The sequence below is a fragment of the Amycolatopsis sp. Poz14 genome (assembly GCF_006704225.1).
In the GTDB taxonomy this organism is placed as follows: Bacteria; Actinomycetota; Actinomycetes; order Mycobacteriales; family Pseudonocardiaceae; genus Amycolatopsis; species Amycolatopsis nivea.
Window position 1 is genome coordinate 3660134 of record NZ_JACLHD010000001.1, and the last position, 13176, is coordinate 3673309.

At 70.1% G+C, this 13176-nt stretch carries 12 protein-coding genes; 7 read left to right on the forward strand and 5 right to left on the reverse strand.

Annotated elements, in window-relative coordinates; genetic code table 11:
- The first annotated feature begins 7 nt into the window (after window positions 1-7).
- Complete coding sequence (locus tag FKO37_RS17610) at window positions 8-1237, forward strand: alkaline phosphatase (protein ID WP_238605106.1); 1230 nt, start codon at window positions 8-10, stop codon at window positions 1235-1237.
- On the opposite strand, the gene FKO37_RS17615 is transcribed toward FKO37_RS17610, so the two are convergent.
- From FKO37_RS17615 to FKO37_RS17625, 3 genes are read right to left on the reverse strand one after another with little or no spacing between them, the layout of a single operon-like run.
- Entirely contained in the window at window positions 1232-1861 is a 630-nt protein-coding gene (locus tag FKO37_RS17615; protein WP_238605108.1) for a dihydrofolate reductase family protein, read from the reverse strand. The two genes, FKO37_RS17610 and FKO37_RS17615, sit on opposite strands and share 6 nt — an antisense overlap.
- Window positions 1861-2331, reverse strand: a complete 471-nt coding sequence (locus tag FKO37_RS17620) for an SRPBCC domain-containing protein (protein WP_238605110.1) — start codon at window positions 2329-2331, stop codon at window positions 1861-1863. The genes FKO37_RS17615 and FKO37_RS17620 overlap by 1 nt, the downstream gene beginning before the upstream one ends.
- Entirely contained in the window at window positions 2328-2663 is a 336-nt protein-coding gene (locus FKO37_RS17625; RefSeq protein ID WP_134663085.1) for a helix-turn-helix transcriptional regulator, read from the reverse strand. Before FKO37_RS17625 ends, FKO37_RS17620 begins: the two co-directional genes overlap by 4 nt.
- 499 nt (window positions 2664-3162) lie before the next feature.
- Between FKO37_RS17625 and FKO37_RS17630 the strand changes: the two genes are divergently transcribed.
- The gene (locus FKO37_RS17630; RefSeq protein WP_238605112.1) at window positions 3163-4617 is read left to right on the forward strand and encodes an amidohydrolase; all 1455 of its coding nucleotides are present in this window, start codon (window positions 3163-3165) and stop codon (window positions 4615-4617) included.
- Here FKO37_RS17630 and FKO37_RS17635 read toward each other — a convergent pair.
- Window positions 4614-5615, reverse strand: coding sequence for a hypothetical protein (locus FKO37_RS17635; protein WP_238605114.1), 1002 nt, complete (start codon window positions 5613-5615; stop codon window positions 4614-4616). The two genes, FKO37_RS17630 and FKO37_RS17635, sit on opposite strands and share 4 nt — an antisense overlap.
- 191 nt (window positions 5616-5806) lie before the next feature.
- On the opposite strand from FKO37_RS17635, the gene FKO37_RS17640 reads away from it, so the two are divergent.
- The 5 genes from FKO37_RS17640 to FKO37_RS17660 are packed head-to-tail and all read left to right on the forward strand — an operon-like array spanning window position 5807 to window position 12369.
- Window positions 5807-6799, forward strand: a complete 993-nt coding sequence (locus FKO37_RS17640) for a LacI family DNA-binding transcriptional regulator (RefSeq protein ID WP_238605115.1) — start codon at window positions 5807-5809, stop codon at window positions 6797-6799.
- A gap of 9 nt (window positions 6800-6808) precedes the next feature.
- Window positions 6809-8425, forward strand: coding sequence for an FAD-dependent oxidoreductase (locus FKO37_RS17645; protein ID WP_238605116.1), 1617 nt, complete (start codon window positions 6809-6811; stop codon window positions 8423-8425).
- 28 nt (window positions 8426-8453) lie between these two features.
- Window positions 8454-10586, forward strand: a complete 2133-nt coding sequence (locus tag FKO37_RS17650; RefSeq protein ID WP_238605117.1) for a hydantoinase/oxoprolinase family protein — start codon at window positions 8454-8456, stop codon at window positions 10584-10586.
- Complete coding sequence (locus FKO37_RS17655; RefSeq protein ID WP_238605119.1) at window positions 10583-11095, forward strand: hypothetical protein; 513 nt, start codon at window positions 10583-10585, stop codon at window positions 11093-11095. The genes FKO37_RS17650 and FKO37_RS17655 overlap by 4 nt, the downstream gene beginning before the upstream one ends.
- A 2-nt stretch (window positions 11096-11097) precedes the next feature.
- Window positions 11098-12369: a transporter gene (locus FKO37_RS17660; RefSeq protein ID WP_037813899.1), complete on the forward strand. Its 1272-nt coding sequence runs from the start codon at window positions 11098-11100 to the stop codon at window positions 12367-12369.
- Between the two features lies 1 nt (window position 12370).
- Here FKO37_RS17660 and FKO37_RS17665 read toward each other — a convergent pair whose 3' ends face one another.
- Window positions 12371-13135: an SDR family oxidoreductase gene (locus FKO37_RS17665; protein ID WP_037813898.1), complete on the reverse strand. Its 765-nt coding sequence runs from the start codon at window positions 13133-13135 to the stop codon at window positions 12371-12373.
- Window positions 13136-13176 lie beyond the last annotated feature (41 nt).

Here is a 13176-nt window from a genome sequence, read left to right on the forward strand (position 1 = left end):
GATCCGGATGCGCAAGACGATGGTGCTCACCGCGGCCGTGCTCGCGGTGGCCGGAGCGGTGCCCGCGGTCGCGATGGCGGGGGACGGCCCCGCCGCGGATTCCCCTGGCTGGCATCCGAAAGCGCGCAACATCGTCTACATCCAGGGCGACGGCATGGGCGCGGCGCAGCGGGAGTTCGTCCGGCTCGCGACGACCGGCCGCAAGGGCGACCTGGTCATGAACCGGCTCCCGGTCACCGGCATGGTGCACACCGACCCCGACGACCCGGAAGAACTCGTCACCGACTCGGCCGCGGCGGCGACCGCGCTCGCCACCGGGCACAAGACCCGCAACGGCGCGGTCGGCCAGGACGCGCAGGGCCGCCGTCTGCTGACTGTGCTCGAGCAGGCGAAACGCGCCGGGAAGTCGACCGGCCTGGTCACCACCGCGCAGGTCACCGGCGCGTCGCCGGCCGCGTTCGCGTCGCACGTGCCGTCGCGGGATCTGCAGAGCGACATCGCGAAGCAGTACATCACCGAAAGCCGTCCGGAAGTCCTCCTCGGCGGCGGCGAAGACTGGTGGCTGCCGAAGGGCGATCCCGGCGCGTGGCCGGACAAGCCGGGCGAGGAAAGCCGCAGCACGCACGGAAACCTGATCGAGCAAGCGAAGCGCTCCGGCTACACCTACGTGCGGAACGCCAGCGAACTCGCCGCGACTCGCGCGCCGCGGCTGCTCGGCCTGTTCGCGAACGAGGACATGGTCGACTACGGCCCGGACGGCAAGGGCGCGTACCAGCCGAAGGTCGCGTTGCCGGTGATGGCGAAGAAGGCGCTCGACACGCTTTCCGCCAACCCGCGCGGCTTCTTCCTGTTCCTGGAAGAAGAAGGCATCGACGGAATGTCCCACGAAAACAACGCCCACGGCGTCCTCGACGCGGGCCGGGCGCTCGACGCGGCTGTCGCCGAGGTGCTGCGCTTCACCCGCTCGCATCCGGACACCCTGGTGATCATCGGCGGCGACCACGAGACCGGCGGACTGGCCATCGAGAACACCGACGGCGCGCCCGAAGGCAACGAGGACGGCCCGTTTCCCGTTCCCGGCACCAAACTTTCGCTGACCGTCGACTGGACGAGCGGCGACCACAGCGGCGTGCCGACCCCGGTCACCGCGACCGGCCCCGGTTCGGACCGCCTCGACGGGACGCTGGACAACACCGACGTCTACCGCGCGATGGTCTCCGCCGCGCACCTTTCATGAGGCGAGATTCGTGACTCCGTCGTAGTCGTCGAGCGCGGCCGCTCCGGTGACGTCGTACTCCAGCAGCACCAACCCGCTGGGCGTGGCTTCGTGCCGGACGAGCCGCAACCCGGTCGCCGACACCGGATGCGGGAACTGCAGCCGTCCCGCCCCGAGCACCGTCGGCGTCATGACCAACCGGACCTTGTCCACGACTCCCGCGGACAACAGGCTGTTGCCGAGCCGGGCGCTGCCGTGAATCTGCAGCTCCCGGCCCGACTGCGCCTTGAGCTCGCGCACCGCGGTCGCCGGATCGCCGCGCAACACGGTGGTCGGGGCCCAATCGCCGGTTTCGAGCGTGTTCGACACGACGTACTTCGGCAGGGAGTTCATCCGCTCGGCGAACGGATCGTCCGGATCCGTGACCGCGGGCCAATCCCGAGCGAACGACGTGTACGTGCGGCGGCCGAACAACAGTCCGTCCGCCAAATCCAGCCACTCCGACGCCCGCTGGACGAACGCCTGGTCGAGATGCGGAACGAACCAGCCGCCGCGGGAGAACTCGCCGCTGGTGTCCTCTGTGGACGATCCGGGCCCTTGGCTGACGCCGTCGAGCGTGACGAACGCGGTGAGGGAGATTTGCATCAGGCCCCGCCCTCCGCGACCCGGGCGAGCTGAGCCGTGACCGTGCCCCAGCCGTCCGCGAACCCGAGATCGGCGTGCCGTTCCCTGGCCGCCGGATCCCCGTGCCGGACGACGACGCGGTAATCCGTCCCGTCCGGATGATCCCGGAGGACGATCTCCGCCGTCATCGCGACCGGTTGCGGGTTCGCCGGCCGCCACGCGCTGTCGAGGGCATTCGTGAAAACAAGCCGCTCGTAGTCCTCGACCACGAGGAAACAGGCGTCGAGATGCGGGACGAAAGTGTCACCGTCCTCGCTCATCCGCGTGACGAACGCACCCCCAGCGCGCACGTCCAGTTCCTCGACGCGGCACCGCAGCGGGGCGGGAATCCACCACTGGGCGAGACTGGCCGGGTCGGTCCAGGCGTCCCAGACGCGTTTGCGGGGCGCGCGGATGACGCGGTCGAGGGAAAGATCGAGGTCGGGGTTCACGGCTGGTCCTCCTGGCTGGTGACGAACTGCTCGAGCCGGTCGGTGCGCCCGGCCCAGACGCGCCGCTGCTCGGCGAGCCAGTCCTCGACGAGCGCGAACCGCTCGCGGTTGAGGACGCACGTCCGCACCCGCCCGGACTTCTCGGTGCGGATCAGCCCGTGCGACTCGAGCATCCGCACGTGCTTCATGAAGGACGGCAACGTCATCGGCGCGTCGCCCGCGAGCTCCCCGACACTCGCCGGCCCCACCCCGAGCCGCCGCACGACAGCCCGCCGGGTCGGATCGGCGAGGGCGGAGAAGACCCCGTCGAGCGTGGTCGAATACTGAGCCATGAGGCTAAGTATTGCGGGCGGGGATGGTTAGCGCAAGAGCTAAGTGTTTCGGTCGCGGCGAGGACGGGGCGCGGCTCACGGTCGGAGTCCGACGGGGTGTCGGCTGCGGGGCGGGCGAGGCAGCTGGCCGGGCGGAATGCGAGATCCTGCGCGAAGCAGGGTCAGCTGGTCGCGCTCCGTGCGGAGGTGCCGAAGCTTCCGTTGCGTCAGGTCAGGCCGGGCGGCCGATGTCGGCGCTCAAAGCCCAGCCTGCGAGGGGATCAGCTGTGCAACGGCCACCGCGAACCAAGGCAACTCCGCCCGACCCGTGCGGTCCAGCGGAACAAAGCGGCAACCGAGGGAGTCGAACCCTGCGCGGCTTGTGAAGGCGGCGCTCCTGACCGGCCCTGACCCTTCGGCGGGCGACGGCTGCCATGCATTGCGTGTACCCGTTTCAACGCCCGCCCCAGCATCAGAATTCCCGCTTCACCCGAACGGGGCCTGCTGGCAGGCTGGGCGCATGGACGATCTTCTCCTCCGCCGCGTCCGGGTCGGGTTGCAAGGGCCGCTGGCCGATGTTCGGGTGCGCGACGGTGTCGTGTCGGCTGTCGAGGAACCGGGCGCTGGGACCGGGTTCGCCGCCCGCGTGCTCGACGGGCACGGCGGCACGCTTCTGCCCGGGCTCGTCGACGCGCACGCGCACCTCGTGCAGTGGGCCGGATTCCGCAGGCGCATCCCGCTGGACGGTGCGCGATCCGCGGTGGGTGCGGTCGAATTGCTGATGGAGAAGCTGCTCGACGCTCCGGCGGGGGAGCTTGTCGTCGGAGTCGGGTTTCGGGACGGGCTCTGGCCGGACCGGCCGCACAAGGATCTGCTGCAGCGTGCGCTTCCGGGCCGCGCGGTGGCGTTGTTCAGCGCGGATCTGCATACGTTGTGGCTCAGCCCGGCCGCGTTGAAGCTGATCGGCCGTGAGCACCCGACCGGCGTCCTGCTGGAGAACGACTGCATGAGCGCCACGGCCGCGCTGCCGTCCGCGCCGGTCGAGGTCCAGGACGCTTGGGTTGCCGACGCGCTGGCTGCCGCCGCGAAGCGGGGCGTGACGTCGGTGGTCGACTACGAATACGCGGACACGGTCACGGATTGGACCCGACGGGCGGCCACGGCAAAGCCAGCGACGAGGGTTTCCTGTGTGATCGCAAGGTATTTGCTGGACGAGACCATCCAAAGAGGACACCGGACCGGGGACGTGCTCGACGCGGGCGAAGGACTGCTCACGGTCGGCCCGTTCAAGCTGTTCGTCGACGGTTCGCTCAACACCCGCACCGCTTACTGCCACGATTCGTACCCGGGATCCGGCGAGAACGGGCTGCTGGAGCTGCCGCCGGAGGAGTTGGTGCCGTTGATGCGCCGCGCGCACGAGCACGGGCTGACCCCGGCGGTGCACGCGATCGGCGATCACGCCAACACCATCGCGCTGGACGCGTTCGCCGAGGTCGGCTGCCCGGGCCGGATCGAGCACGCGCAGTTGCTGCGGCCCGAGGACGTGCCGAGGTTCGCCGCGCTCGGGCTGGTCGCGAGTGTGCAGCCCGCGCACCAGCCCGACGACCGCGACGTCGCCGACCGGCATTGGCACGGCCGCACCGATCGCGCGTACGCCTACCGCGCCCTGCTGGAATCCGGCGCCCGGCTGGAACTCGGCTCGGACGCGCCGGTCGCGCCGCTCGATCCGTGGGACGGGATCGCGGCCGCGGTCGGCCGGACCGACGACGAGCGGCCGCCGTGGCATCCTGAACAGGCCATCCCGCTCGCCGACGCACTGGCCGCATCCTCGGGCGGCCGCCGCGGCGTCCAGGTCGGCGACGTGGCTGATCTGGTCCTGACGGCGGCCGACCCGAGTGGACTGTCCACCAAGGAACTGCGGGAAATGCCGGTGTCCGCGACGGTCGTGGCGGGGAGGCCGACGTATCTGGCCTAGACCGCGCGGGCGATGGCGATCGCGCCCTTGAGCCGTTCGCCCGCCTCGTAGAACATGTACTCCTTGCCGTTCATCGTGCCGAACGACGCGGCGGCGCACCGGCCGTTGTCCGGCGCGCCCGCGAGCGGAGCGTGGAAGACGCCGAGGTGCTCGCGTTTGCCGAAGTCGTTGCCGACCTCGGTGATCAGCATGTTCCCGCCGGCCTCGATGTTCTCGTGGTACACGACGTAGGTGGAATTGTTGCGCCGCACCACGGTCGGCGCGCCGATGTTGCTCGCGCCGACTTCTTCGGGACGGATCAGCGGCGTCTGCGAGAACGTCCAGTCGCGAGCGTCGGCCGACCAGCCCCATCCGATGCTGCGGTGGTTGGCGGTGGTGTTGATCATGAACACCATCACGTACTTCGCGCCGCGCGAAGGCAGGTCGTGCTCGAACACCTTGGCGTAGGAGGTTTCGGTGGTGCCCTTGGGCAGCATCGACGTCGACAGCACCGTTTTGTCGTAGGTGAAGTGGATCCCGTCCTTTGACCGCGCGAGGCGAGTCGTGGTGTTCTCGCCGTGGAAATACAGCCACAGCTCGCGGGTCTGCTCGTGCCACAGGACGAACGGCGACGACACGTGCGACACGTCGTAGTGCGGCTTCCAGACGTTCTTGACGATCGGGTTGTGCGGGTATTCGACGAACGGCTCTTCGAGACTGTCCGCATAGGACAGACAGATGCCGCCCGGCGCGTCGTGCGGGGCGTAGTAGAGGTAATAGCGGCCGAGCGGGTTGGCGAGTTTGTCGTAGACGCCGCGGATGCACGGGAAGATCACCTCGCGCCTCGCCGGCGGGTACTGCAGTTTGCTTTTGTCGAACGCGGTGCGCACGAACCGGTACTCCGGGAATCCGGCGGGCGCGGCGCTCGCGGTTCCGGTGCCGAGCAGGGGCAGCGCGGCCAGTGCGAAGCTCGCTCCGGCTGCGCCGCGCAGGGCGGTGCGGCGGGAAAGTTCGGTCATGCGGACGCTCCCTTTCATCGGCGGTTACCGGGAGCGACTCTTCGGGCGCCGCTGAGGCGCTGTCAAGGTGCTAATACGTATTAGTCCCTCGCTCCGGCAAAACAGGACAGAAACATCCCGGAAGCCTTGACGGTGCCGGGCCCGGCGCAGATCCTCGCCTAATCCGCATTAGCGCTCCTCGGAGGTGACCCGTGCCCGGCCGCAACCGCATGCCGCGCCAAGCCGACATCGCCCGCATCGCCGGGGTGTCCCAGGCGACGGTTTCGGTCGTGCTGGCGGGAAACCGGACCGTGCGGATGGCCGAGTCGACCCGCAGCCGGGTGCTGCGGGTGGCTGAGGAACTGGGCTACGTGCCGAACCCGGCGGCCACCCGGCTCGCGTCGGCGCGGGCGAATCTGCTCGGGCTGTACACCTTCCGCACGGCGTTCCCGACCGACGAGGCCGACGCGTACCACCCGATTCTCTCCGGCGTCGAGGAGGAAGCCGCGGCGCTGGGCCAGGATCTGATCCTGTTCACCGGCACGAGCGGGCCGCACGCGCGGCAGGAGGAGGCGATCCGCCGCACACGGATGGCCGACGGCTGCTTGTTTTTCGGCAGGCACGTTCCGGAGGGACCGGTTTCGCGGCTGATGGCGTCCGGGTTCCCGTTGGTCTACATCGGACGCCGGCCGGAGCTGGACGGACAGATCCCGTACATCGGCGCGGATTACGTCACCGCTTCGGCGCAAGTGCTGGAGCGGCTGATCGGCCTCGGCCACCGGGAAATCCGGTACGTCCGGGAGGCGGACGAGGCACCGTCCTCTGAAGACCGTCAGCTCGGCGTGCTGCGCGCGGCTCCGGACACGAAGATCGTCCGGCTCAACGGAAAGCCGATTCCGATCCGGGAATGGCTCGACGAAGGCGTCACGGCGGTGGTCGTGGAAGGAACCGACACCGGTGCCGCACACCGTGCGGTGCGGGCCGCGATCGACCAGGCCGGACTGTCCACTCCGGACGACCTGTCCCTCGCGGTGCTCGGCGGGCCGGCGGGGACGAGCGGATTCGAGGTCCCGATGCGGGAGATGGGCCGGTTGGCCGTGCGCCTGCTCGTGGACCTCGTCACCGAGAAGACGACCACGCGGCAGCAGCTGCTGTGGTGCCCACCGGTGGTCGGCGAGGACGTCGGCGCACCACGATCCGGTTAGGACAGAGCAATGGCTGAACTCGGCACGGAGATCCTCGTCGCGGGCGGCGGGGTGGGCGGCGTCGCCGCCGCGCTGGCCGCTGCGTCGGCAGGACACCGCGTCGTGCTGACCGAGGAGACCGACTGGCTCGGCGGCCAGTTCACCGCGCAGGCGGTGCCCCCGGACGAGAATCCCTGGATCGAACAGTTCGGCGGCACCGCGACGTATCGCCGGTTCCGCGAAGGGGTGCGCGACTATTACCGGCGGCATTACCCGTTGCGGGCCGAAGCGGCCGCGCTCACCGATCTGAACCCCGGGGCGGGCCGGGTCAGCAAGCTGTGCCACGAGCCGCGCGTCGCGCTCGCGGTGCTGGAATCGATGCTGGCCCCGCATCGCTCGTCCGGCCGGCTGACTGTCCTTTTGCGACACCGGCCGGTCGCGGCGGACGTCACTGGCGACCGTGTCGAGGCGGTCACCTTCGAAGGGCCGGACGGGAACCGCACGACGGTTCGCGCCGAGTACACATTGGACGCCACCGAAAACGGCGACCTCTTGCCCCTCACCGGAACCGAGTTCGCGATCGGGGCCGAAGCGCAGTCCGAGCACGGCGAACCGCACGCGCCGGAGCAGGCCGACCCGGGCAACCTCCAGGGCATCACCTACTGCTTCGCGCTGTCCCATCACGCGGGCGAGGACCACACGATCGACCGGCCGGAACTGTACGGCGTCTGGAGCGAATACCAGCCGGACTTCTGGCCGGGCCCGCTGCTCGGGTTCCTCGCCCCGGATCCCCGGTCGCTGGAGCCGGTGCCGCGGACCTTCGACCCGAACCCGGAGACGGATCCGCTCGCGGTGAGCGCCGACCAGAGCGCCGACGCCGGGGACAAGGAACTGTGGGGGTTCCGGCGGATCCTCGCCAGGAAGCTGCACCAGCCGGGTGCGTTCGATTCCGACCTCACCCTGGTCAACTGGCCGCTCAACGACTACTGGCTGCGGCCCGCGCTGGAGATCGACGGGGTCACGACCGCCGCGGACGTGGCCCGCGCGCACTACGAGGCGAAACAGCTTTCGCTGTCGGTGCTGTATTGGCTCCAGACCGAGGCACCACGGCTGGACGGCGGCACCGGTTTCCCCGGCCTGAAGCTGCGCCCGGATGTGGTCGGCACCGATGACGGGCTGGCGAAGTCCGCGTACGTGCGCGAAGCGAGGCGGATCCGGGCGGTCACCACAGTCGTCGAACAGGACGTGTCGCTCGACATCCTCGGCCCGACCGGCCGCAAGCGGCGCGAGGATTCGGTCGGGGTCGGCAGTTACCGGATCGACCTTCACCCGTCGACCGCCGGGGACAGTTACCTCGACGTGCCGAGCGTCCCCTTCGAACTGCCGTTGGGCGCACTGCTGCCGCAACGGATGCGCAACCTGTTGCCCGCGGGCAAGAACATCGGCACCACGCACATCACCAACGGCTGTCACCGGTTGCATCCGGTGGAGTGGAACGTCGGCGAGGTCGCCGGCCATCTCGCCGGGTTCGCGCTGCGCGAAGGGCTGCAGCCGCACCAAATCCGGGAGGACCGGTTCGACGAGTTCGCCCGCGTGCTGGACCGCGCCGGGGTCGAACGGCGCTGGCCCGACGTCCGCGGCTACTGATCACGATTTCCCTCAGGAGGTGCGGACAATGGCGTTCCATCCCGGTCCCGTGCGCGTCGGCATCGACGTCGGCGGCACGTTCACCGACGCCGTCGCCGTCGACGCGCGGACGTTCGAACTGCTCGGCCAGGTGAAAGTGCCGACCAGCCACGACCACGAAGACGGCGTCGCCCACGGCATTCTCGAAGCCCTGGAGAAACTGCGGGCGGAGGTCGGCGTGGAGGACGTGTCGTTCCTCGCGCACGGCACCACCCAGGCGACGAACGCGTTGCTGGAAGGCGACGTCGCCACCGTCGGCATCGCCGGCGTGGGCACCGGTTTCGACGCGTTCGCCACCCGGCGGCTCAGTGCGCTCGGCAAAATGGAATTGGCTCCCGGGCGGCGGATGCCGGTGCGGTTCGCGCCGGTCGCCGACCTCGGGGTGGCCGGGGACGCGGTCGACGACCTGGTCAAACAGGGTGCCGAGGTGATCGTCGCCGTCGAACCGTTCAGTGTGGACGATCCCGAGGGCGAGCGGGCGGTGACCGCCGCGGCGAGGGAACGCGGAGTCCTCGCGACGGCGACGCATGAGATCACCGGGCTGTACGGGCTGACCAAACGAGCCCGGACGGCGGTGCTGAACGCCGGGATCATGCCGCGGATGGTGTCCACCGCGGACGTGGTCGAGGCCAGTGTGCAGCGTGCCGGGATCACTGCGCCGCTGATGGTCGTGCGAGGTGACGGCGGGGTGATGTCGCTGCCGGAGATGCGTCGCCGTCCGTTGCTGACGGCGTTGTCCGGGCCGGCCGCCGGCGTGGCCGGCGCGTTGATGGGGGAGAAGCTCAGCGAGGGCGTTTTCCTGGAAACAGGCGGGACTTCCACGGACATCAGCGTGATCCGGCGTGGTCGCGTCCAGGTGCGGCACGCACATCTCGGCGGGCACGAGACGTACCTGCCCGCGCTCGATGTGCGGACGGTCGGCATCGGCGGCGGCTCGCTGATCCGGTTCTCCGGGCGTGCGGTGACCGAGGTCGGGCCCCGCAGCGCGCACATCGCGGGGCTGCCGTACGCGTGTTTCGAGCCGGCTTCCGCGTTGGCGGGGGCGAAGCTGGCCACGGTGTCGCCGAGGCCGGACGACCCGTCGGATTACGTCGCACTGGAGCTGTCCGGCGGTCGTCGCTGCGCGCTGACGCTCACTTGCGCGGCCAACGCGCTCGGCGTGGTCCCGGATGACGCCTATGCGCGCGCCGAGCGCGAATCGGCACGGTTGGCGATGGAACCGCTGGCCGCGGCGCTGGGGGTGACGGTCGACGAGGCCGCGCGGACGGTGCTGGAGCAGGCGGTCAAACCGGTCCGGACGGTCGTGGACGGACTGGTCGCCGAATACCGGCTGAACCGGCCGACGCTCGTCGGCGGCGGTGGCGGAGCGGCGGCAGTCACGCCGTTCCTCGGCGCGCAATCCTCCCACGACTGGCGGATCGCCGCGCACGCCGAAGTGATCAGCCCGCTCGGTGCGGCGCTCGCGCTGGTGCGGGAATCGGTGGAACGGATCGTGCCGAGTCCGTCCAATGCGGACATTCTCGCCGTGCGCACCGAAGCGGAATCCGCCGTCGTGGCCCAAGGCGCGGATCCCGCGGGCGTCGAAGTGGACGTGACGGTGGACCCGCAGCGCAACCTGGTGCGTGCGGTCGCCACCGGGGCAACCGAACTGCGCACCAAGGATCGAGCCTCCACTGTGGACGAAACAGCGATCAGGGCCGAGGTCGCGCGCAGCATCGGGGTCCAGCCGGGCGAGGTGCGGGAACTGGATGGCACCGTGCAGCACCGCGTCTTCGGCGCGAAAGCGCGGCGTGCGGGATTCCTCGGGCGGTTCGCCCGGCCCGTCGAGCAGGTGCGCGTGGTCGACGGCGAGGGGGTGATCCGGTTGCACGGCACCGGCTCGGTCATCGAGCACACGGACGCCGGCTCCGCGCAAGCGCGCCTGGCGACGTTGGCCGACCAGCACACCCGTTACGGCGACGGCGGCTCCCAGGCGCCTGCGGTGTGGTTGCTGGTCGGGCCGAAGATCGCGGACCTGTCCGGCGTGCTCGACCGGGACCAGCTGGTCGCGCTGGCCGGAGCCGAGGTCAAAACCCGCGCGGCGGACGAGCCGGTCGTCCTGATCCTGGAGGACCGCCGGTGAACACCGATCTGGACCTGGCCGTCGACCTGCTGCGCGCGACGCCCACCCACGAGAACCGCAGCGAGGAACAGCTCCGCGAATGGGCGGCGATCGCCCTCGCCTACGGCGACGAACTGGCCGCCGGAACCGACGAAGACGTGCACGTCGTCGAGCGCGAGGGAGGGGTTCGCCGCGACGAGATCCTGGTCGCCGAACACCACGGAGGCACCGTCACGGTGTACACGGATTCCTTGACCCGACTGGCAAAACTCGCCGCCGAGCACGGGTATCAAGTTTCCCGCGAAGCGTTGCGAAAGGCTGCCGTCGCCCACGAGACGGCCCACCACTGCCTCGACGTCCGCGAGCTGAACCGCCGGCTCGGCCACACCGCGCTCCGGCTCGGCCCGTTCCGCGTGCGCGGCCACGTCGCCGGGGCCGAAGAGATCGCCGCACACCGCTTCGCCCACCGCCGCAGCGGCTTGAGCGTCAGCCCGCTGCTGCTCACCACCGCACTCGCGGGAGGGAACTGACCATGGGTATCGCGATTCTGGTCCTGATGGCGGTCGGGGTGGTGCTGATGCTCACCCGGGTGCTGCCGACGGCGTTCGCACTGGTGTTCCTCGCGATCGGCATCTCGCTGCTCGCCGGCGCGCCGCTGGCCGAGGGGAAGAACAGCATCCTCGCCGGCGTCCTGCAAACGGGCGCCGCGGCATTGGCGTCCACGATGATCGCCGTGCTGCTCGGCTCGTGGCTCGGCACGCTGATGGACGAAACCGGCATCGCCGGGACACTGGTGCGCAAGATCGTCGAATTCGGCGGCGAACGGCCGTCTGTGGTGGCGCTCGGCGTGTTCGCGGTGTCGATCCTGTGCGGCAGCATCACCGGCTCGGCCCCCGCCGCGATGCTCGCCGGGGTGGTCGGCATCCCGGCGATGATCGCGGTCGGCGTGCGCCCGGTCGCCGCGGGCGGCACCGTCCTGATGGGCATTTCCGCGGGCTCGCCGCTGGAACTCCCGGTGTGGCAGTTCCTCTCCGACGCGCTGGGCGCGCCGGTCGCCGACGTCAAGTCCATCATGATCAAACTGTTCCCGATGGCGCTGATAGTCGGCATCGTCTACGTCCTTGTCCAGACTCGCCGCGGCGCGCGGCACGCGTGGGCGGTGAAACTCGACCGGCCCAAGGCACGCGTCCGGCGCGGCGACGCGCCCTGGTACGCGCTGCTCACGCCGTTGCTGCCGATCGTGCTGGCGCTCGGGTTCGCGGTGCCGATCGTACCGTCGTTGCTGGCCGGAGTGCTGTACGGGCTGGTCGCCACCACGAAATGGGGCGAGCTCAATGGCCGCGCGCTGCGTTCGCTGTACAAGGCGTTCGACGTCGCCGCCCCGCCGATCGCGCTGTTCGTCGCGATCGGGATGCTGCTCGCGGCGGTGAAACTTCCCGGCGCCAAGAACGCGCTGACGCCGATCGTGTCGGCGATCAGCCCGTCCGGCGCCGTCTGGTTCGTGGTGGTCTTCGTGCTTCTCGTGCCGCTGTGCCTGTTCCGCGGGCCGCTCAACGTGTTCGGCCTCGGCGCGGGCGTCGCGGGCGTGCTGGTGACCGGCGGCATCTACCCGCTGCCCGCCGTGGTCGGGCTGATGGCGTCGTACAACCAGGTGTTCGGCGTGTCCGACCCGACCAGCACCCAGACGGTGTGGGCCGCGCAGTACTCCGGCGTGCGCCCGGAGCGGGCGATGGCCTCGACGCTGCCCTACACCTGGGTGGTCGCGCTCGGCGGCATGGTGCTCACCGCCGTGCTGTACCTGTGAATCACTTCCCGTGCGGGTCCGCGGCGTTGAGCATCGCCACCACCTGGTGGTAGTCGCCGCGGGCCTCGCCGTGCCGGAGGAATTTGACGTTCTCGACCTGGATCTCGGTCGCGTCCGGCTGCGTTTCGAGCAGCGTCATGACCTCGGCGACGAAGGCGTCCAGCGGCATCGCGAACTCGCTTTCCTCCTGGCCGGGCAGGAGCGCGGTGCGCACGGACGGCGGCTCCAACTCGACGACCTTCACCGAGGTGTCGGCCAGTTGCAGCCGCAGCGATTCGCTGAGCATGTGGATCGCGGCCTTCGACGCGTTGTAGCTCGGCGTGGCCTTCAGCGGCGCGAAGGCGAGGCCGGACGAAACGGTCAGGATGGTGGCGTCCGGACGCGTTTGCAGGTGCTCGACGAACGCGGCGATGAGCCGGATCGGGCCGAGGACGTTGGTGGTCACGGTGGCTTCCGCGCTGTCCACAAAGGACTCCGGGTGGTGCCAGTCCTCGACGCGCATGATGCCTGCCATCGGCACGAGCACGTTGAGGTCCGGATGCTTCGCGAGCACCTCCTTGGCCGCGGCTTCGATGCTCGCCGGATCGGTGGTGTCGATCTGGACGGTGTCGAGACCGGGGTGTTCGGCGGCGATCTGCGCGAGCAGTTCGGTGCGCCGCCCGCCGACGATGACGGTGTTGCCCTTCGCCCGCAGTTCGAGGGCGAGAGCGAGGCCGATGCCGCTGGTCGAGCCGGGGATGAAGACGGTGTTTCCGGTGATGTTCATGCCACTGAGTTTCGGCCGGCCGGCGTCGCGGCGGCAGAGAG